16 protein-coding genes are annotated in these 21,263 nt (G+C 43.0%); 7 read left to right on the top strand and 9 right to left on the bottom strand.

The window, feature by feature from the left end; all coding sequences use genetic code 11:
- Positions 1–83: 83 nt before the first annotated feature.
- Positions 84–770 (top strand): glycine-rich domain-containing protein, encoded by a 687-nt coding sequence (locus F9Y84_RS02445; RefSeq protein ID WP_147390441.1) that lies wholly within the window; start codon positions 84–86, stop codon positions 768–770.
- A gap of 117 nt (positions 771–887) precedes the next feature.
- Positions 888–1,376 (top strand): hypothetical protein, encoded by a 489-nt coding sequence (locus F9Y84_RS02440; RefSeq protein ID WP_125253985.1) that lies wholly within the window; start codon positions 888–890, stop codon positions 1,374–1,376.
- Between the two features lie 7 nt (positions 1,377–1,383).
- Here F9Y84_RS02440 and F9Y84_RS02435 read toward each other — a convergent pair whose 3' ends face one another.
- Positions 1,384–1,857, bottom strand: a complete 474-nt coding sequence (locus tag F9Y84_RS02435; protein WP_125253986.1) for a DUF4920 domain-containing protein — start codon at positions 1,855–1,857, stop codon at positions 1,384–1,386.
- Positions 1,858–1,996: 139 nt separating this feature from the next.
- Here F9Y84_RS02435 and F9Y84_RS02430 point away from each other — a divergent pair, with 139 nt between their 5' ends.
- Entirely contained in the window at positions 1,997–4,225 is a 2,229-nt protein-coding gene (locus F9Y84_RS02430; RefSeq protein ID WP_147390442.1) for a TonB-dependent receptor domain-containing protein, read from the top strand.
- A 225-nt stretch (positions 4,226–4,450) separates the two neighbouring features.
- Here F9Y84_RS02430 and F9Y84_RS02425 read toward each other — a convergent pair whose 3' ends face one another.
- The 4 genes from F9Y84_RS02425 to F9Y84_RS02410 form a co-directional block, all read right to left on the bottom strand.
- Positions 4,451–6,178 (bottom strand): hypothetical protein, encoded by a 1,728-nt coding sequence (locus F9Y84_RS02425; protein ID WP_128731600.1) that lies wholly within the window; start codon positions 6,176–6,178, stop codon positions 4,451–4,453.
- Positions 6,179–6,470: 292 nt separating this feature from the next.
- Positions 6,471–8,435 (bottom strand): pre-peptidase C-terminal domain-containing protein, encoded by a 1,965-nt coding sequence (locus tag F9Y84_RS02420; protein ID WP_147390443.1) that lies wholly within the window; start codon positions 8,433–8,435, stop codon positions 6,471–6,473.
- A 10-nt stretch (positions 8,436–8,445) separates the two neighbouring features.
- The gene (locus F9Y84_RS02415) at positions 8,446–9,117 is read right to left on the bottom strand and encodes an Lcl C-terminal domain-containing protein (RefSeq protein WP_125253990.1); all 672 of its coding nucleotides are present in this window, start codon (positions 9,115–9,117) and stop codon (positions 8,446–8,448) included.
- A complete protein-coding gene (locus F9Y84_RS02410) occupies positions 9,114–10,616 on the bottom strand; it encodes an ethylbenzene dehydrogenase-related protein (protein WP_147390444.1) in 1,503 nt (500 codons plus the stop codon). Before F9Y84_RS02410 ends, F9Y84_RS02415 begins: the two co-directional genes overlap by 4 nt.
- A gap of 426 nt (positions 10,617–11,042) precedes the next feature.
- Here F9Y84_RS02410 and F9Y84_RS02405 point away from each other — a divergent pair, with 426 nt between their 5' ends.
- Positions 11,043–12,881 carry a di-heme-cytochrome C peroxidase gene (locus tag F9Y84_RS02405; protein WP_147390445.1) on the top strand — a complete coding sequence of 613 codons (1,839 nt, stop codon included), beginning with the start codon at positions 11,043–11,045 and terminating at the stop codon, positions 12,879–12,881.
- A gap of 140 nt (positions 12,882–13,021) precedes the next feature.
- Here F9Y84_RS02405 and F9Y84_RS02400 read toward each other — a convergent pair whose 3' ends face one another.
- Together F9Y84_RS02400 and F9Y84_RS02395 are read right to left on the bottom strand one after the other, a co-directional pair.
- On the bottom strand, positions 13,022–14,131 hold the full coding sequence (locus F9Y84_RS02400) for a GNAT family N-acetyltransferase/peptidase C39 family protein (RefSeq protein ID WP_147390446.1): 1,110 nt from the start codon (positions 14,129–14,131) through the stop codon (positions 13,022–13,024).
- Positions 14,131–15,579 carry a RimK family protein gene (locus F9Y84_RS02395; protein WP_147390447.1) on the bottom strand — a complete coding sequence of 483 codons (1,449 nt, stop codon included), beginning with the start codon at positions 15,577–15,579 and terminating at the stop codon, positions 14,131–14,133. The genes F9Y84_RS02400 and F9Y84_RS02395 overlap by 1 nt, the downstream gene beginning before the upstream one ends.
- 629 nt (positions 15,580–16,208) lie before the next feature.
- Between F9Y84_RS02395 and F9Y84_RS02390 the strand changes: the two genes are divergently transcribed.
- Positions 16,209–17,351, top strand: coding sequence for a serine hydrolase domain-containing protein (locus F9Y84_RS02390; protein ID WP_147390448.1), 1,143 nt, complete (start codon positions 16,209–16,211; stop codon positions 17,349–17,351).
- Between the two features lie 129 nt (positions 17,352–17,480).
- Here the strand turns inward: F9Y84_RS02390 and F9Y84_RS02385 are convergent, their stop codons facing one another.
- On the bottom strand, positions 17,481–18,449 hold the full coding sequence (locus tag F9Y84_RS02385; protein WP_147390449.1) for an AraC family transcriptional regulator: 969 nt from the start codon (positions 18,447–18,449) through the stop codon (positions 17,481–17,483).
- A gap of 119 nt (positions 18,450–18,568) precedes the next feature.
- Between F9Y84_RS02385 and F9Y84_RS02380 the strand changes: the two genes are divergently transcribed.
- The gene (locus tag F9Y84_RS02380) at positions 18,569–19,417 is read left to right on the top strand and encodes a sterol desaturase family protein (protein WP_147390450.1); all 849 of its coding nucleotides are present in this window, start codon (positions 18,569–18,571) and stop codon (positions 19,415–19,417) included.
- Positions 19,418–19,421: 4 nt separating this feature from the next.
- Here the strand turns inward: F9Y84_RS02380 and F9Y84_RS02375 are convergent, their stop codons facing one another.
- Positions 19,422–20,333, bottom strand: a complete 912-nt coding sequence (locus F9Y84_RS02375) for a LysR family transcriptional regulator (protein ID WP_147390451.1) — start codon at positions 20,331–20,333, stop codon at positions 19,422–19,424.
- 96 nt (positions 20,334–20,429) lie between these two features.
- Between F9Y84_RS02375 and nfsB the strand changes: the two genes are divergently transcribed.
- Positions 20,430–21,089 carry an oxygen-insensitive NAD(P)H nitroreductase gene (nfsB, locus tag F9Y84_RS02370; protein WP_128731609.1) on the top strand — a complete coding sequence of 220 codons (660 nt, stop codon included), beginning with the start codon at positions 20,430–20,432 and terminating at the stop codon, positions 21,087–21,089.
- The last annotated feature ends 174 nt before the right edge of the window (positions 21,090–21,263 follow it).

Raw genomic sequence — 21,263 nt, 5'->3', positions numbered from 1 at the left:
TTTATCCCTCAACCAAATGCTTTCATTATTGACACCCTTAGTGAGTTTCGTCATGCTAACTCTCAAAAATATAGGGAAAGTACATGCTAGGTTTTATCTACGCTTTAATTGGAGTGGCTGTTTTAATTGCCGTATTACATTATAAAAAGGTAAAAACTGACGCGCGTCGTCGTACGTACATTCAAAATTACAATCTAACCTTCCTTAGACCTAAATTACGTCAGTATCACCCCACACTATCAGATACAGATCTGGCGCAAGTAGAATCCGGCTTGAAGCAATTTTTTCTTGCTAATTTATTGCTCAAAGACCAATCTCTCGCTATGCCCTCAAAAGTAGTAGATACACTCTGGCATGAGTTTATATTGCATACCAAAACGTACCATGAGTTCTGCCAACAAGCTTTTGGCAGGTTTTTACACCATTGCCCATCAGAAGCAATGCAAGGCAGTAATAAAGCACAGCTCAGTATTCGTAAAACTTGGCGAGCCTGTTGCAGTATTGCCAGCATTTCGCCACGAAAACCACATCAACTGCCCATCCTATTTGCATTAGATGCACAGCTACACATACCCGACGGGTATTACTATACAACAGCTGAATTTCAATCAGATCAAACTGAACCGAAACATGACGATACGCTCGCCATTTATGCCGGAAACATCGGCTGTACGACACTAAAAAGTGGTGATGGTAACGCTGATGGCGCTGATAGTTCAGCATCCAGTTGTAGTAGTGGTTCCAGCTGTGGTAGTGGTTGTAGCAGCTAGCTTGATCCCTCCACTAAAATAGAGGCTCTTTACATTCGTTAACGTTGCACACTTATATTAACAGCAAAGATTAGCTACTATTTGTACCGGTTTAACTTATTGTAATTTGGTGATCCGGTGTCCATTATAAATAAACATTACAGCCTCGCCTTATCTGCACTGCTGCTCTTTGGATGCAATCAACTGAGCGAAACGCAGCCAATATGGAAAATTGCGGCTGAAGGTATTATTTTTAATGGCCAACTGCAAACCCATCTATCGGCAACCTCGATACAATGTGAACAGTGTGAAATCGTCAACCAAACCGATATGCGCCCCTCAGGTCCTGCCAACTACACCTTGGTATCTGAGAGTAGTAAGCTAAAAGCAATTTGGGGCAAAAGCGGTAATGCGGCTTTGTACATACCTAATAATGTCGGTAGAACGTTAATAAACTTAGCCCCAGATACAGAAACTGGTGTGTGGTTGATGGACTTAGACAGTACCCCAAAGCCACTCAAAGTAGGCAAAGTAAATTACGTTATGTTAGGGGCACAAACCTATCAGGTTGTCATCAGCCCCACGTCTAAGCGCACCGACTTCGAGTACGCTGTTTTGGTGAAGTGATGTCAGCCTACTCACTCTCTTGAATAATTGTTACTGCATCCGGTTTTAGCCTGATAAGCTCCATTCCCTCTATGACTTTAGTTTCATCGAACTGTTCGCCGTTTTCATGCGCTTTATGCGCAAGATAGCGCTTAGTTTTTGCAATATCCAGCTTAAAATGTTCAACTTTACCGGTCGCAAAAGCACGCTTACCGATTGCTGACATCGGAAATACCATATCACCATCTCGGACTTTAACATTCAAACTTTCACCGTTATCGACTTGCAGTGTCATCCAACAACCACGCTTCTTACAGACTTTAGTTACCTTGCCTGATACTGTGATCTCACGTTCTTTAAACTCATTCACGTTTTCAAGTACCTCTGTAGCCGCAACAAGCTTATTCAAATCAGCGCCACCACCAAACTCAATGTTTTTAGCTTCGCTTGCCAGACTAAGTACCAGTACTGATAGCGCACATAGTGTACGTATTTTATTCATATTTTCTCCTTAAAAATAAATTCTGTTTACCTTACAAATCATATAACTATAAGTAATTAATTATTGCAATTAGATCTTATAACATCTAACATCCACGCCGCAACTGCAAATAGTAATTGTTTTTATTAAGGATTAATAAATGAAATACTCTACTCTCTCCTTCTGCATTTTTGCAGCGCTTTATGGTGCCTCCGCTGATGCAGCAGCGTCTGACACCTCATCAACTACTATCGAAAAAATTGAGGTACTTGGTCATAAGTTAACTACCCAAAATCATGATGTTGCCGCATCAGTCTCGGCACTAACCAAAGAACAAATCGCAAGGCAGCAAGCCGCAGATCTAAATCAAATACTTAAAACGCTACCCAATGTCGAGTTTTCAGGCAGTGTGACGCCGCTATCAGGACAGCCTGCAATTAGAGGACTGTACGGTGAGCGGGTTCATATCTCCGTCGATAATGTAAAACGTAAGATTGATTCTGATGGTAGCCAAAATATTGCACAAATTAACTCCCTTGGCATTAATCCTGATCAGCTTAAACAAATACAAGTGTTAAGAGGTGCTGACTCGCTAACTGTTGGCTCAGGTGCCATTGGCGGCAGCATACGTTTAGTCACTAAAAGTGCAGCTGATTACCTGCAAGATAATCAAGGGCTTGGAGCTAGTGTGTCTGTAACACACTTATCTGTTGCTGACGCAAATGATGTCAATGTCAGTATATTCCACTTAAATGATCACAGCGATACCGTATTGTCTTTCGGACAAGTAAAGTATAGTGACATTGATGTTGTCGCTGACGAACATACTGATGAAGAAGATGATATTCAACGTATCAGTAAAATCAAAAACGAATCCAAACGACAAAACGTTGCGCTAAAAAATACTTGGTACATTAACGATCACCACAGCCTCACAAGTAAAGTCGACTACAGTAAAACCGAGTCAATCGATCAACCATATGCGCAGCGTATGGACTTGGCAATTGCCTACCCCACCCTCGCTGAAGACTACAAAAATGATTATCTTGAAGGAATGGTTAACTATACCTATCAGGCCGACAATGACTTAATCGACCTAGATGTCCAAGCGTTTTTCTCTCGTAAGACCTATGACGAAATCACCAAAGGATTTATCGAGCGTGGCAGCAATAAAATCAATTACGACAGTGCTAAAACGGGTGAGAGTAAACGCCATGGCTTGCGCGTGGCGAACTTATCAACCTTTACCGGCAAGGTAAAACACAAGCTCGCAATTGAGGCCCAATATGAAGCGGAGAGCTTTGACCAGCAACAATGGGATGATAACCCTGCCAACCTTTCAACCTACTACGGTGATAGCGACGCATCCAATTGGTCAATTTCTATAATCGATCAAAGCCAGTGGTGGCAAGACAAATTGCTACTTACAGGGGGCGTAAGATTCGATCATTACAGCCGCTCTAGTGATCATTTTACCGGCTATCAAGATAATGATGACTCCGCACTTTCAGGTGAACTTGGTGTCACAATTAAAGCTGCTGAGCACCTTAATTTGTACGCAAAAACAGCGCAGGCCTTTCGAGCCCCCTCACTGCAAGAGCTGTACAAAAAAGATGAATGGCGTTGCCACATTGGTGGAAAGATATGTTTCAGTGAACCGCAACCAGATTTACAAGCGGAAGAATCACAAAACTACGAGATAGGCTTTGGACTAAATTGGCAAAATTTACACTATGCTGAAAACCTAAGTATCAAGGTTATGTATTTTGATACCGAAGTAGATAACTACATCGATAATGTTCCATTTATGTATTACATAGATGCCAATGGTACCAAACAACTTGGGTCGCCAGGTCCAGAGCCCAGCAACGGTATTCCCGTCGCAACACACCGTGATTATAGTGCCAAAAATATCGGTAAATTATTTAGTCATGGTGTTGAGATTGAGGCGCACTACTCCTTTGCTGCACTTGATATGTACCTGGGGTACGCGTCTATGAATATGGATGTAGAAGGGGTACCTAACTTTTATCTCGGCACAATAGATTATCAGTCGCAACCCTACTCAGAAGCGCCAGCTGACAAGCTCACTTGGAACAGCAACTATCAATTAAATGAGAACATTAACGTAGGTCTGCAACTATTACACTACCGAGCACAGCAACGCCTTGATGATGCGATGTTAGAGCGAGGGTTTGGTACAAAAACCTATACTGTTTACAATCTCAATGCCAAGTATCAAGGAACAGGAGGCTTATCAAATTTCTCCGCTCGCTTAGGGGTAGACAACCTCACTGATAAGCGCTATTTGCGTGCACCTGCAAGTGAAGCCAATGATCCTGCGGAGCTTGGTCGTAATATTAAAATGACAGTGCGATACCAATTTTAATATCAATTTTCTTACTTAAGCGGTCTATTTTGAGGCGAGAAAATCTTGTCGATTACCAAGTAACAATTTTGCTATTTAGTTGTTCTGGAAAGGAAGTTTTTAACGCTGTTAGCGTCAAATTTACGCCTTCAAATTGAGCAAGCATTAAGTCAAATTGGTATAACCTCAGACACAAAAATGCCGACAGTAAGTCGGCATTTTTTACGTGTTATTTGTACTTAATCTTTATAGCTTTTTTAGCTTCATATCAGTACCGAATACGAGGCCATGTTCAGCCACATCCATACTAAACTCAAACACCATATTTTGCTCCAGGAGCGCATCGAGACTTTCAGGAACAGGTTGTCCTGCTGACTTCAATGCAGTTAGCATTGGTGTCAAAAAGGCCTGCATATCCATGCTAAAGTGTGTCATGCCATTACTCTCAAGTGCTTGGTCTGCCATTTTCTGTGCAACAACAGTAGACTTTTCACCAGTAAATAATACTAAGTGATCTCCTTTTAGCGCCAGTTTAATATCTATTCCTAGCGGCTGCGGAGAAGGGATATATTGATTAATTGAGATGGGGCTACCATCTTCAGGTATTTCAATTTGTGCAAGCATAGGAGCAAGACCTTTAACAGTATTCACCAATACTAATGGGTCTTCTGCTGAGAGCGTAATAAGTGCATCAACCGCTTTTGGCTCAGGCATCCCTTGGGCATTCTGATCTATTGATAAATCAAACACTGATGCGCTTACACCTTTTACAGAGTTAACCATACCAGTCATCATCGCCACTGCCATTGGACTATTTTGCTTAGCTTGTTGCTGCGCTGCGACAAGCTCTGCACAAGAAAACTCCGCTTTAGTAAAGCGACTCCATAAGGTGTTAGCAAGCGGTGCAATCTTAGCAACATCCACGCCGTATCCAAACCCCAGCACTTTGTCTTCATCATTAGTGACATGCGCAGGAATAAAGCCACGAATAGAACCAAGCGCTTTCATTAATTCTGTGTCTTTACCAACAACCACAGTGTCAATTTCAAAGTCGATTTCAGAATTAGTAAATTGAACCTTCTTAGTACCCATTACCGTTGCAGGCCACTGATTCGCAATTGCGCTGTAGTCAGCTTGGCATTCTGGCGTTCTGATGCTTGCAAGCTCTTCTGCGCCACCACCTAACTGCAATATGTTGTTCAGCATACGTGCCAAATCAGACTGCTTATTTGCTGTGATCCCATCAACTAACGCCACGTGATTTAAAAACGCAATTGACGCACCATCAAAACCAAATTGCTCGTTGTACTGTTCAAGTTTGCCTGATTGTGCAAGTGATTGAGCAGGCTTGGCAATACCTAGTGCAATTTTTAGATCGGCTTCAGTGTTAATCGGTGTATTGAAAGTAGTGGTGATCCACTGTCCCTGAATAGAGGTGATCAGCTCAATATTGGCATCTGGGGCAACCTCAAGTTTGTAACGCGTCAGCGCCACGCCATCTAGCGTGTCTTCCTCGAATGTAATACCAGCGTCTTTAGCTGCCATTTTGATGGTACGGTTTAACGCTTCAGGATCTGCAAGTTCGTAGCGAATTGAAGGTAACAAACCTACGGTATAGAACACACTTCTCACGGTGTCACCCATACCAAGGATAGCTTTCATTTGCTCAGGCGAAGTCATCGCTTGATTATACTGCTCTAATAATGTCGCCAAGAAGTTAAGATGCTTATTATTTTCCTGTCTGATTATTGCAGTTACTTCTTCAATATCTTGGATCTGCCTTAGTTCCTGTGGCATGAAAGAGAGGTATTTTTGCTGCTCAAAAGGCTGCAACTGCCCCCAAAAAACTGCAGTGTCAGCAGGCACATACTCTAGCTGTTCCATGGCTATGCTAGGTGAAGAAGGTTGAGTAGAAACATAAGCACCAACGGCAATAGCCACAGCACCTAAGCCAACGAGAAGTTTTGTATTCATAATATGATCCTTGTTATCACCACGAGACTAAATCCAGCTCGTGATCAATTATTCTTCCCTACGAACCGCAACGATTGCGAGCCTCAGAGGTCGTTGCCAGAACGCATGAATGCGTCCAAAAAAGCAGCGTAATTGTACCCTGATTATTGTCGCAATTCCATCAATTCACTCTATTTTGCAACAAGCCTATCTTCTGTGATCACACGCCAAAATAATTACTTAACCCGGCCTAACGTATAACCTGAGCCAAAAACAAGTGTTTGTTCCAAGCTCAAGCATATTATTACCATGACTACTGAGCATTAGCCTCCACTGTTACGCCAGAATAGGCGGCGTAGCCGTAAAGTCCAATGTGCCATTGCCCTGCGGCCGGCGCTGTAATAGTACACAGCTCATTATTGCCGTTTTCATAGGGGCGACACTCATACAATTCGCTTGTTGGTTTTTGACCAAAACGGACATATAAATCGGCATCCCCTGTCCCTCCTGCTGCACTGATCTGTAAGCTTTGCGTTCCTTGTGCAACATCAAATGTATAATACTGCCATTGTCCTTTGCTTCCACCTTGATCTGGCCATTGTTTTTGCTTGCCTTGATCCGGCGGTGTGTCTGTCGAATAGGTCGCAGTCAAAGACACACCAGAATAATCACGGTAGCCATTAAGCATCACATAATAATTGCCTGACTGTACCGGTGTGATGGTACACACTTCATTATTGCCAGACTTATAGGGGCGACACTCAAAGGTGTTTGTGGTGGGTGGTGCATTAAAGAGTACGTACAAATCTACGTCACCTTGACCGCCGCGCGTCTCTACCGTCAATTGTGTCGCCGTCGGAGGCACTGCAATATAGAAGAGTGACTGCGATGCTTGTGCGCCTGTTAAATTGGTTTCAGCTTGACCACTGATCAACTCTGTCGGCAAAGGAGGCTCTATCACCGGTGTATCTATTACCGAAAGGTTATTTGCAGCTTTAAGTAAGTTTAGCTCCTCACCAATTTCTGTGGCATACCACCATGTCATATTCATAGGCAGCGCCAGCGGATCGGCGTCACGCTCAGCTTTAGTCAACGCCGTCGCATTACTAGAAAACTCTGCGGTACGTACTGTCAGCTTGTCATTGGTCACACTCAATACTTTAAACTGCTGAATACTTGCCAAGTCAATCGTCCAATTTTTTGGATCATTTGCACTTCTTGCAGGTGCTCCCCAGCTACCTTCACCCACATAAACCGTACCACCTTGTGTAGTTGCACTGAATCCATTACTGGTGGGGCTAAGTGCATAAGTGAGCTTATTGATATGGGTGTCAGACTCAACGACGAGGTTCATCGCATGATCATAAAAAGTCTGCGCCCACCACGTATGTAATATGGTATTGTCAGACTTACCTGAGTAGTGTGGATACATAGGTTTGTGGTACTGTGCAACACGCCATTTGGCGCCAGCTCCCTGCGACTGTAAATCACTTTTTAACCAGTTATTCATGGCTGTTGCATAATTCGACCAACCACTGTTTTTAAATTGACTATTTAGCGTATAAACCCGCAACAGGCCAGCGACATTAAACGCACCATAGGTGTCCTTTGCGGTGCACGTCCCATCTTGATCATAATCCACGCCAAATACTTGGCAGAGCGTTTTATAGTTATCATCTTCATGATTTCCATGCGTCGCGACAAACGGATAAATACGTTTATAAGCCAGCCCATTTATTAAGTCATCTGAAAATGTTAATTGCCAATCTTTTAGATACTCACGCATTTCAGAAGCTGAATTTGCATTGGTATAATCTCCACCGTGCATAATAAATAACGGCCTAATTTTGGCAATCAACGCATTCCCCTTGCGTCGCGTTGTCCATCCGGTGCGCGTATCACCACCAGCCACAGCGGTGATACCCGATGCAGTTTGTGGTGCCGTTCTAAACCAAAGTCGCTGACCACACCCATCAGAGTCACACACGCGATAATACACGGCACTATTGGGTGTTAAGCCCGTTAACTTTACAAATGAACTTGAAAGGCCATTATCAAAAGTATGAGTCGCACTAACTGCGCCACTGCGCCAAGTTTGTTCATCGGTCGTATCGCCATATTTCACGATATGACCGGTTCCCGATGTGGCAGTAAAACCGATTGTGGCTGAGGTGCTAGGCTCTGCATCCCAAACAAGCCGATGATAATCACTGGCAGCCATGCTGCCAAAAGAGAGGCTCGTGGTAAGTAATAATGTTGCTGTATACGTGTATTTCATTTCCTTGGTCCTAGTTAAGCGTAATAGGCTCATTACCACTTAGAGCCGTAGAGAGTTGTATTGGTGGCGTTGCCACCAGCATCACAAAAGCAGCATTGTCATAAGGCAATGAAAGCGACTCTTTTGTATGAAAGTTCACCGCAACAGCCCCTCGTTTTTTACCTCTAAATGCACGAGGTAATTGGGCATCAGCTGCATTGCTCCAGTAATCACCATTTTTAATATGGGGGAAAAAATCACTCGCAATATGCGGACTACCTGGACTATTAGGTGTTTGAATTAATGAGCGCAGCTCTGCGGGGGTAGGCAAGCGCCACATAGTACTACCGCACAGTGCAGCACGGTTGGTGTTACGAATAAGGTCTTGGCTATCACAACGAGATGCTTCAAAGTAACAATCCCCTTGATCAGCAATACCTGTATTACCATCGTACCAAGAGTAGCTCCAGTAACCGTCATGAATAGATTCATCGTCACGTTTGACTTCCCAAATGAGATTTAACTTTTTGTCGTATACACAATGCCACGGTCCTTGCCATGCTGATAACGGCTGCATATCACTCGTTACTTTGATAAAGCGACTATGCGCTGGCGCTTTGCGCTTTGGAGGCTCTCCCCACAAACAAGCGAAGGTCATCCCCACGATTATCAGCGTTAAAATAAAGCGTGAAGTGATATTCATAGCATATACCGCAACTGGATGGCTCTGTGATGTCGAGTGTGTGCAATTTGTGCATGATCAAAGGCCGATACCCACATACACACACCTGACTGTAAATCTACATCAAGGGCGGAGTTAGTTTGGTGTTTCCTGACCAGTTCCAGTGTCCAATAACCATCTTGCCAACGCCCACGCGCTCTTACGTCCGCTCTATCCCCTTCAAAACGATTTGAGCGATACAACACCGATGGAAGTTGCTCACCTATTTTCGCGCTATCAGATTGTGGTGTGTAGACTGTACTAGAAAACCAATCAAGTACCTTGTTTGGTGTTTCTTCAGCGGTAGGAATTGGCAGCCGTTTTGGGGTCACTGTGTCGGGTGAATACCAACGCCAATTCATTACATAAGCCCCACTTTCTTTACCATCAGCTTGGTAACCTGCGGTATAGCGCCGCTCTCCTAGCGCCACCTTTTTTGCCGCTCCAACAAAGTTGTCATCTGCCAAGTACATATCGTTGGTTCTTAGGGCCTTCCAATGCCACAGATCTCGTACACGACCGTCTGTACTGGCATGGTATCCTTTGCCGTGCCAATTTTGCGGTTTATCATTTAGCGGTGTATCGCCATAATGGACAGTTCCATCTCCTCCCAGCTCACAGGTTGTCGACAGCATGATGGCAAATTTGTCTTCATAGTAAGTACGCTCATCAAAACGGTAAAAACCATCTTCTTGAACTTGCCACCCTGCTGCGGTTTTTTCCAACGGTAAGTGAGAGAGGCTTTGGGTGGGATCTTGCCAACGGATCAGGAAAAAGGTTTCGCTGTGATTACTCAGCGCCTTTATCTCCACCTCGCTACTACCATCGGTAAAGTTTGCCCCACCAAACGTAGTTAATGTCACGGGTTTTGCTCGAGACCATTCAGGCTCATCACCAAGACCATCGATTTCAAGAAAACTGTGTTCAGACAGGGGCGCTATCTCTAATCGTAAATGCTGCGTCAACATAAAATATTGCACACCTAACCCCGAGCAATACACAAGCGCCACACAACAACTTAGCAGTACTAAGGCGTTTCTAGGTATCAACACGCTCAGAACTCGTTTACCTTTATAGACAATATGCTTTACCCCATGTAGCAGTAAATAAACCATAATGGCTGCGGCGCAAATGCCATGAACAATGAGGCCGAGAGATTGCGGGCTTAACCATAATAACCAGCCCGTAATAATGGCAAGGATGATGCTGATATAACCAAACCAGTTAATAAGTTTGTCAAATTTGCTGGGCGTACCATAAAAGGGGTTACGAAGACTCACAAATGCAAATGCAATCGCAATCAAGGTCAGCACACAACCGGACAGTACATGCGTTGAGAGTATTGCACCTTGGGGCAATAACGGCGATAAAAATGCAAGAAAGTCATGGTTAATAATAGCCAAACGAGGGCCTGTGATCAGCCCAAACAAAATAACTACCACTGCCATCAAATGGAAAATAGCGAAACTACTTCGGCGCACAAATGCTCCCCAACAAACAAAGTAAATACAGTGTAAACAAATAAATTTACATAAATATTTCATCTTTGAAAAGTAAAGTCTGATAAATAATCAGCGTCTTGAATAACTCAAGCAGCTTGAGCAGTCATATTTTAGCAATAACAGGGGTGCGCTTAGCCTGTGCTTTGTTAAATAAAATTTACTATAAATATCAAACAGATAAAAAATAGAATAGAAAAAATCTGCAAGCTCTCCGTTACTAAAAAACACTAATATAGTAAAAAGGCATCTCTAGGAAAGCTTTAAAAACAATAGCTTGACCAACTCTCGATTTCAGCGTCAAGGTCACTTATAAATCTGCTTGCTTGGTGTAATGTGATGTAACTTGATTGTTAAAAGCCATGTACTAAGGTTGTCTGTACTTTTACCGTCAAAGCAAAGAAAATTATGGATAAGCCACCAGTATTACAATATATAAACACTGCAATTATCTGTACCTTGCTCCTTGCAAGTTGCACGTCGCCCACTAACAAACCTGAAATATCAAAAGAAGTCGTTGAGCAAGTAACACATTCAGGTCAAGTTCCTAAGCGGGTTTGGCTAAACCAAGGGTGGTCTGATAAGTTACGACAGGACTTTTGGTTTACAGGTCAAGGCTCTCAGATAATCCCCTATTCATGGTTTACGTGGTTAGAACAGCCTGACAGTACCGCACTTTTTCGTGATAGTGAACACATGGAAATGCTGCGTTATTTGCCAAGTAAAACATCTGCAAATAACCCATCGGGATTACCTATTGGGTTTGCACTTCATCACAACCAACAGACCGGACAAGCTTGGGTTGGTATGACTTGTGCGGCATGTCACACCAATCAACTTGATTTTAATGACACTAAAATCCTGATCGAAGGTGCACCGACCCTGGCCAATTTTGTGCTCTTTTTTAGCCGCTTAAATGCCGCACTTGAAGCCACGCTTAATGATAATCAGAAATTCAATCGGTTTGCCAAACGTGTATTGAAAGGTAGCAAATCTGCTGAGTTAATTGATGATTTGCGCGAAGATCTTAAACATGTTGCCCTTGCCACCGCTGAGCGGCAAACGGTTAATGCTTTGCCAGCACACTACCCTGAGGACTTTACCAGCTACGCCCGCTTAGACGCCTTTGGTAATATTCAAAATGCTGGTACTGCTTTCGCGCTGGATGATCTCAATAATAAAAATGCACCTACGGCACCGGTCTCTTATCCCTTCTTGTGGGGGACACATCAGTCTAATGTCGTGCAGTGGAACGCGTCTGCACCAAACGTTCCTGTGATTGGTCCTTTGGTCAGAAACATCGGAGAAGTCGTCGGTGTGTTCGGTTCACTAGCTATTGAGGAAGCACCTGTTTGGCAACGAGTTTGGGGGAAACATGCTCGTTACAGCTCAACTGTCGATATTCAAGGTCTTGGGCAACTAGAGGCGTGGGTTAAAACTTTATTGCCACCAGCTTGGCCTGAGCAATACTTACCTGGTATTGATACCAATAAAGCCGCGCAGGGTAAAGTGTTATATCAGGATAATTGCGCCAATTGTCACCAACTGATTGATCGAAAAAACGTGCTTAAAGATTATCAGGCAGTAACCGTACCTGTTAGAACAATTGGCACTGATCCGACGATGTCCAATAATGCCAGTTGTCATCAAGCTAAGACCTTATTCTTGGCTGGCACGAAAACAGATATTTTGATAGGAAATAAGTTTGATGCCATTGATAGAGCGATTGATATACCGGTAAATGGGGTGGTCGGCTTAGTGTTAAAACATCCCATCAAAGCCATTGAAGCTGGGCTTGTTGCTGAACGTGCAGGCCCAAATGGTAAGAAAACCACGGCCAAAAAGTCCATAGAAGAACGCCTCAAAGTATATCTGAAAAACAGGCATGATCTAAGCCCTGATACGGATGTAGATTGCCAAGATGGCTTTTATGATGCTGGTGTTTACAAAGCTCGACCACTCAATGGCATTTGGGCAACGGCTCCGTATCTTCACAACGGCTCAGTTCCCAACTTATGGTCATTACTACAATCACCTGAATTACGTCCGGATACTTTTTGGGTTGGTAGTCGCCAGTTCGATCCTGTACATGTGGGTTATATCACCCATAAAGGCATGAATGAATTTAATGTAAAGCAGGGAAATGGTGATGTGATGCCTGGAAATAGTAATCATGGGCACCTCCATGGCACAACGTTAAGCAACGACGAAAAATGGCAACTTGTCGAGTTTTTAAAGACATTATAAGGACAAAATAAGGGCTATAACTGATGCTCTTACTTTATCAACACTACTTTTTGAGTGAAGTACCTGTTTGCTGATAGTTAGGGTAAAGGGTGAGCAAGCTCCCCCTTTACTTTTAACTCAGGCGGTGTAGTACTGTTTGCTCAAAATGACTCATACAACACAACTAAGGCACTTAGCTTACTTGCGCCAAAGGTGATCATTTTTTCAAAATCTGCCCTTGCAATTGGAACTTGTTGGCAATCAATTGGATTTTGATTGTCCTCTACATCAGGATCATTAAGATATAAACATAATTCATCTATACCCGTAATTAGTACCCAATGTGGTGCCTTTTTACCGTTTAACCGATACGTGCTTATTAACGCCAGCACTGCACTGCCTTGTGATAGCCATTTTTCCACCTGCGCTAATTGCACATCGGTCTGATGAATCGGAATATCTCGATACTCACATTCTTGCTGAAATTGCTCATGTACTAACGTCATGATTTGTTTTTTCTGCGCGCTTCTTACACCATCCAAAAATATTGGCCCAGATGTATTAACTGCCACCTCTGCTGCAAAACCCCGGCGTTCAGCTGCCAATGCCAAACCAAACGGGTGACACCCACCGTGTCCGGCGGTCATAAATATAGTCGTCGCTTCACGCCAAATCTGAAGCTCCAATATTTGATCGCCCATACACCCAGAATCAATACTCGCCATCGCCATCATCAGTGACGCAGGGCCGCAAGTGAACTCAGTAGTTTGCTGATACCAAAGTGCGGGGTGTAATACGGCCTGCTTTGATAGCTTGCGTACACACTTTTGCATTCTTAGCGCATCATCTTGGTCTGCATAGTAGTTTTGATACTCACCAAACACCCGATAACCCATACGCTTATACAAACCAATGGCAGAGGTATTGCGCTTAGCAACCTCTAGACGCACGTATAGCCAACCAAACTCACCCGCTTTGGTTTCTAACTCTGACATGAGTTGGCGTGCTATGCCTTGCCCTTGATGCTGTGGCGACACCGCCAGCGAATAAAGTCTTGCTAGGCGTGTTCCTTGATGTAACCAAAGGAGACCATATCCCACAAGCTCTCCAGCAAGTTTAGCGGTTAGCAATAGGCTATGTTCAAAATTAATGTAATGCTTGAGTTGGCGACGGCTGAGCTTGTCTGCGCTAAAGCATTGCTGCTCTAGCGCGCTAAGATCATTCAAATCTTGTGGAACAGCCTTCTCAAGCACTAACGCCGGTTGTAACATTACTTTTTACCTCTCGCTTCTAGGCGCCTTAATAATTCAGACATTACCTGCATGTACAGCTCGTCACCGAGGTACTTGTCTTCAACCCCTTGGTCAATATTTGGGTTGTCATTTACTTCAAGCACGTAGGCCTTACCATTGTGCTCTTTAATATCAATTCCATACAAACCATTGCCGACGACTGCTGCCGCTTTTAATGCCGCCCGCAATACCGCTTTTGGTACTTCAAACGTTGGCAAAGTGTCAAAGCCACCAGAAAAGTTACGCTTTGAGCCGTGGTTATAAATTTGCCAATGGTTACGTGCCATATGATAACGGCAGGCGTATACCGCACGGCCATTTAATACACCAATTCTCCAATCGTACTCGGTATACAAGTATGCTTGCGCTAGTACAATCGCAGAGACCTTCATTAGTGCCTCTAGACGCTCTGTCAACTCTTCTTTGGTTTTCACTTTAAAAACACCTTTTGAGAACGAGCTCTCAGGCATTTTAAGCACCAGAGGTAACGACAAGTCGTCAATGAGCTTATCAATTACTTGTTCAGTGCACTGGCTAACAAATCGCGTCTCTAAACTTGGCACCTTCTTGTAATTAAAGGCATCATGTAAAAACACCTTATTACAACAGCGCAAAATAGAGCTTGGGTCATCAATTACCACTAAATCTTTTTGCTCTGCCTCTTGCGCAAGGCGATAAGTGTGATGATCAATTGCCGTTGTTTCACGGATAAATAAGCCATCATATTGACCTAAGTTATACAGCTCAGACGCTTCCAACGGATGCACCTTCATTCCTAGCTTTTCACCCGCCTTAACAAAACGGCTAATGGCACCTTTATTGCTCGGCGGTAGCTTCTCATCATGATCCACTAACATGGCAATATCCCAGCGATATTTTTTGTGGCTCTTGCGCTTGTTCCACTGAGTTGCGTGAACATGTCCTAGTACCTGAGTACAAAACGCAAGCTGCGCAGGCTGTAGCGTCGAAAAGTCGCGCCGCTGTACCTGCACACGTACACCTTTATCCTGAAGTTGTAACCCCACCTTTAATAATGGTGCAGGAAACTGCTGGAATAAGTACGCAGCTAACTTAGCAAACTCAGTTGACTGCGTCTCACCCATACAGATGATAAGCTCTATATCCTCTGCAACACGCATATCTCTTTTATCAAACCAAGCTTGGGATAAAAATAATGCGTTATCACCGTCCCTTAAGCCATTAATCACTTTGGTGCTTGGGATCACCTGATGATCACGCGCCTCAGCAAGTAAAGAGCAGTAGTAACCTTGGCTTAAATAGCGGTCACAGTCACATAAATTAATCACTCGAAGTTTTGATTCGCCAAGCTTTGGATATTCCTGTAAATAGGTTTCAAAGGTGACAACGTTGTTTGCCAGCGGCAGCACATCGGTGCTTTGATCAACAACGAATAAAGTTGATAGCATCTAAAGAGTCCTTGAGTGGTGATGCTTAACATCAATATTTGATGGTTTTAGCACCCCACGAGTTAACATAGGGTAAGTGGGAAATTGAGAGCACCCACATAAAGTGAAGTAGTTGTAATCTTAAATATAGCTCTTAGCAATTGAGTAATTTTGATGCTCAAGATAAATCTTTCTTGCGGTCGAGAGTAAAAATAAAAATCTTTAATTTCAAAAGGTTGAAAACCATAAAAACATTCACAATCAGATTTGATTGAAGCGATTAAGATTTCTCGTGTTTAAAAAGAAAATGAAGAATGAAATAGCAAACGATAGGCACACTTCAAAACGCCAAGAGCAATGAACGCTTTGATTGTAGTTGTTTATATTTGTAACTAACCTTGACTCTGACATCAAGGCTCCTCTTTAGTCCTTTACTGGCGTAGCTAATTTAGCAGACATGTCATATTCTTTCCGATACAAACATAGAGTATATTTTTCAACCTAAAACGATTAATATTTTGGAGTTACAAAATGTTATATAACGAGTTTTAGTACTTGACAATGCTAGTGCGAATGTAAAATCACCTAACGTTTTAGTTTACATGGAAGGCAAATGTTTCTAAGCATAAATAATAAAATAGGAAAAACTCATGCACAGATTAATTCAGGCGTTCACCTTTAGCTTACTACTCAGTTCAGGTCAAACTGTTGCACAGAATAAGCAGCTAATGCTTTTAGAAAAAAGAATGGATGCAATTGCAGATAAAAGCATTAACCCAGATGGACCGGGCTGCTCTATAGGTATTATCCAAAACGAAAAGTTTATTTTCAAAAAAAGCTATGGCCTGGCTAATTTAGAACACCAAATCCCCCTCAATAATCAATCGGTATTCAGAATGGCGTCGGTATCAAAGCAATTTACAGCGTTTGCTGTTTTGTTATTAGCAGATGATGGAGCCATCAAGCTGGAAGACGATATACGCAAGCACCTACCTGATTTAAAAGATTATGGAAGAAAAATTACCATTAATTCAATGCTAGGTCATTTCTCTGGTTTAGGAAACTTCGACGATCACCTAGACACGCTACGTGAATCTCCTTTAAGCCGATTTATGATAGGTAGTGAACAATTCATACCAAATGCGGAATACTATTCTGTCATTAAAGATTTCCCGCTTGTACATGAGCCTGACACCACAATGAAATACAGTAATCACGGGTATATCATTCTGGCAAAATTGATTGAGCGGGTAAGCGGAATGACGATACGCGAATTCACCGACAAGCGTATATTTAAGCCGCTCGGTATGAAGCACACATTTTTTTCAGATAGCGCCGAAGAGGTTATTCCTCACCGCGCTTCAGGATATCGTTCACCCGAAGCAGGAAAACAGCTCAATCATTTAACCGCTTTACACACTATTGGTGATGGAGGCTTATTCACCACCATAGATGACATGCTTATTTGGGATACTCACTTCCAAACTCCTAAGCTAGGCAAAAATCCAGAAACGTTAATGGCGCTAATGAACAAGCCAAATATCAATATTCCAGAGAGTGACGAAGGAAAGTGGTATTACGCCAATGGGCAAAATACTGATGGACGTTATTATTTCCACAACGGGGGTTGGGTCGGCACAGACACCAGTTACATTCGAAGGCCAGACACCAAAACGTCTGTTGTGGGAATGTGTAATTCGGTGTCCTTGAGTGTAAGTGACTTTACTTATGCAACCTTTGAAATATTGGCTGCTTTAAAATTATGGGACGGGGAAGACCCTTCGATTTATTGAATTAAAACGCGTAAGCGGTGAGGTAACGGTTGTTGGAAATCGATGATGCCAAGTATGTATTCTCAATACATATTTGCACCGATGCTGGGAGTTTGACTAACTAGCCCAAACTTACCCACCTTCGGCTCTTCATTTTAGCTTTGATGGTGATTTTCCGTACCATTTCATACAAACTTTATTGAGCGCACTTTGTTCTGTAAAACCGAGCGCATCGACAATATCGAGTAATCTCGTGTTGCCGATGAGCTGTTCAAATCGAAGCTTTCGCTCTTCATCGAGTAGGACTCTAAAGCTAGTGTGTTGTATTTGTAGCTTACGCTGCATCGAACGCACACTCATGTTTAATGCTTTAGCAATACTTGCTTGGTTGACTCCAGCAAGTGAGTGCTTTGCTGCCAGTAAATTAGCAACGCGGGTCTTTAAATCATGATTATCACAAAACGCTGAGACGCTTTTAGCAAGCACTTGCTCAATATGTTCGTGCATTAGGCTGTCGACGGTAGCGACTGGCATGGTAAGAAAATCTAACGGAAACCACAGTGCATTTTCAGGGCAGTTTTGTAAAACGGAGCAGCCAAACCAAGTTTGTAAACGCTGTAATTCTCGATCACACACGCTAAAGCTAAGATGGAGTTGATTAGGCGATAAAGTTGAACGCAAAAGCTGCCGTGCAGCGCTCACCCAAGCGGTCATATTACGCAAAATGGCTTGCTTACCCAGCGGGGTTTTTGGTTGCCAAGTTAACTTGGCATTGTCGCTATCACTTGTGAATACAGCGAGGCCAATATCGGCAACAATGGCATCGTAATGCAATAAAGAGGTAATCGCTTGCTGTAAGTCTTTACTGGTTTCAACCAAGTAACCTAGCGCTCCATAGTCATGCAACTGAATGGCTTTACCCAGTTCAAAACCAATCAAGGGATCGCCGCTCAGCTCCAGCCCTACCTCAAGCAGTCGCTCATATTCAACAAGTGGTACACGTTCAGGCCGTGACGCTACTAGCTCTGCAAGCTCACCTAGCAGTCTCTTGTTATCAGTAAAATGGTCATGAATATGTACCCACGCACTATAAAAATATACAAACGAAGTTGAGTGCATTGCAGTTCCTTTTGTCGTATTTGGACAAATTTTTGGCGCAGTTTGGCAGGATTGTCAATGACTATCCCGTTACGCTAGTGCATAAAGTACCAAAGCTTTGGCTAAAGAAGGAGCTGTATATGATTGATGTATCGCTAATTTTACTGGCACTCAGTCCCGCCTTTTTACTTTGTGTTGCTTGGGAGTACATCAAGCACCACGAATATTATGATTGGCGAGATTCAATGCTCAATGCCCTACTTGCCTTGCTCCATCAAGGCAGCGACGCGCTAGCTTTGCTTGTATTGATGCCACTCTTTTACTGGCTCCATCAATTTGCTTTATTCACAATCGAACTCAATCTCTTCACTTTGCTTTTTGGTTTTATCTTGCAAGATTTTTTGTATTACTGGTTTCACCGGGCATCACACTGTATTCATTGGCTTTGGAGCGCACACGTAGTGCATCATAGCTCTAATAAAATGAACTTTACCACCGCATTTCGCCAAAGCTTGCTTTACCCAATTGTCGGTATGTGGCTATTCTGGCTGCCTATGATACTCCTTGGGTTTACCCCGACCTTGGTATTTGCCATCGTCGCAATTAACTTAGCTTTTCAATTTTTTGTTCATACACAAACAGTTAATCGATTAGGGATGGTAGAGCGGATTTTTAATACGCCTTCCCACCACAGAGTTCATCATGCCAGTAATCCCGATTATATAGATAAAAACTTTGCCGGGGTGCTCATCATTTGGGATAAGCTTTTTGGCACCTTTGTTGAGGAGCGTAAAGACATAACAATTTGCTATGGAATAAGAGGTGCGGCACCAAAGCAAAACCCTGTAGACGTAAGCTTTGCTCAGTGGCGTCATATGTTCCACCGCTTTTCACAAGCAAACACCTTAAAGGGCAAATGGTTGGCGTTATTTGGTTATCCAACCCATTTACCCGACAAACCCAAGAGTACAGCTTCAGTCAAGCCCTAGCGCATTACTTATATCGCTCGGCCTTTTCCACAAGCGCTTGGCAGTACACTCTTAGTTTATCGCGCAGCACTCTCACGCTTGGGTTGATCATTTGCTTTGACGGGCAGATCAACCACAGCGGCTTACATTCAACGCGGTAGTCATTTAATATACTTTGCACCACACCTTGTTCTAGTTGGTCTGCTACATCTATCGCGGAGCGCAATGAAATACCCGCTCCTTGCGCACACCAGCGCTTTACCACATCCGCATCATTACTGGTTCTACGCCCTTTAAGTACCACTTTGTAAGTTTGTTCATTTTTCGTCAGTTTCCACGTATCAAACTTACTACCTCTGATCAAAAAGAATAGCCCTTGATGCTCGCTTAAGTCTTCATGGCTCTTTGGTGTGCCTTGTTTTTCTAAGTATTCCGTAGAGGCACAAAGCAGCAATGGCACATCGCAAATTTTAAAGCCGTAGAAGCTACTGTCTTCAGGCGCGCCATAGCGCAGCGCGATATCAACACCGTCACGATAAAAGTCGAGATTGTGATCATTAAGAATAAGCTTCAGGGCAAGTTTGGGGTATTCGTCAAGTAATTCGTCTAGCCAAGGTAGGAGAATATTACGGCCAAAATCTGACGGTGCGGTTAACCTTAGCTCACCGTCAATTTCGTTGTCGTTATCAAGCACCTGTTTTTTGCCATCAGCCAAAAGCGCAAGTGCCTGCTCGCAAATTGGCAAGTAAGTTTCACCTTGCTTTGATAGCCTTAAGCTACGCGTAGAACGCACAAAAAGTTGAAAGCCAAGGTGCTTTTCCACTCGCTTTATCGCGGCGCTCGCTGTGGCAACCTGCATATCTAACTGCGCAGCCGCCGCACTAATATTGCCAAGCTGAGCCGTTTTCATCACGACGATTAAATCTTGTGTATTCATTTTCAAAAAATTTTTGAAACTATTTAACTCATTATCATCTTTTTATTGATTATGTAAATCCATATTATGTCTTTAAAGCAATTTTAGGAGTCTAATATGTACACATTACGCGATGCAATTAACAATCGTTATTCCACAAAGGTCTTTGATCCTAATAAAAAAATTAGTGATTCAGATATTAACTTACTCAAGCAGGCGCTAAGACTAAGCCCGTCTAGTACCAACGTTCAGCCATGGCATTTTGTCATCGCAAGTACTGAGGCTGGCAAAACTCAAGTGGCTAAAAGCACACAAGAGAATTACAAATTTAATGAAACAAAAGTACTTAACGCGTCACATGTTGTTGTATTTGCTGCAAAACAAAATATAGATGATACGCATTTAGATAAAGTGCTTGCCAAAGAAAGTGCCGATGGTCGATTTGAAAAAGGCTCTGAAATCGAGGCACAAATGAATGATGGCCGCCGTTATTTTGTCGGCTTAAACCAAACCAGCGATGAAGCAATCAAAGCTTGGACGGGTAAACAAGTTTACTTAAATCTTGGACAGTTCTTGCTCGGTGCGGCGTCACTTGGCATTGACTCGGTTCCTATTGAAGGTTTTGATGTTGAAATCTTAGGTAAAGAGTTAGGATTAACTGAACAAGGTTTTGATCCCCTTGCCATTGTCGCACTGGGCTACCGTGACGAAACTGATTTTAATGCTAAATTACCTAAATCACGCCTCGCAATCGAAGACATCATTACCGAAATCTAGGCGACTGAGAGTTAAGCTTTTTTAAATATAAATGTTTGTACTCACTGTTTAAATTCAACTTGCCTACTGGCCAGTAGGCAAGTTGCTCAATCTCAAAATAGAGTATAAACCTGAAGTTATTTAGTGGGGGTATGCTAGGCAGATTGCTAAGCTAAGCTCTATAACTTTCAAAAG

It is taken from the genome of Pseudoalteromonas peptidolytica, from assembly GCF_012641745.1.
In the GTDB taxonomy this organism is placed as follows: domain Bacteria; phylum Pseudomonadota; class Gammaproteobacteria; order Enterobacterales; family Alteromonadaceae; genus Pseudoalteromonas; species Pseudoalteromonas peptidolytica.
The sequence above is the reverse complement of the archived record's forward strand: the minus strand, read 5'-3'. Positions and strand labels throughout refer to the sequence as shown.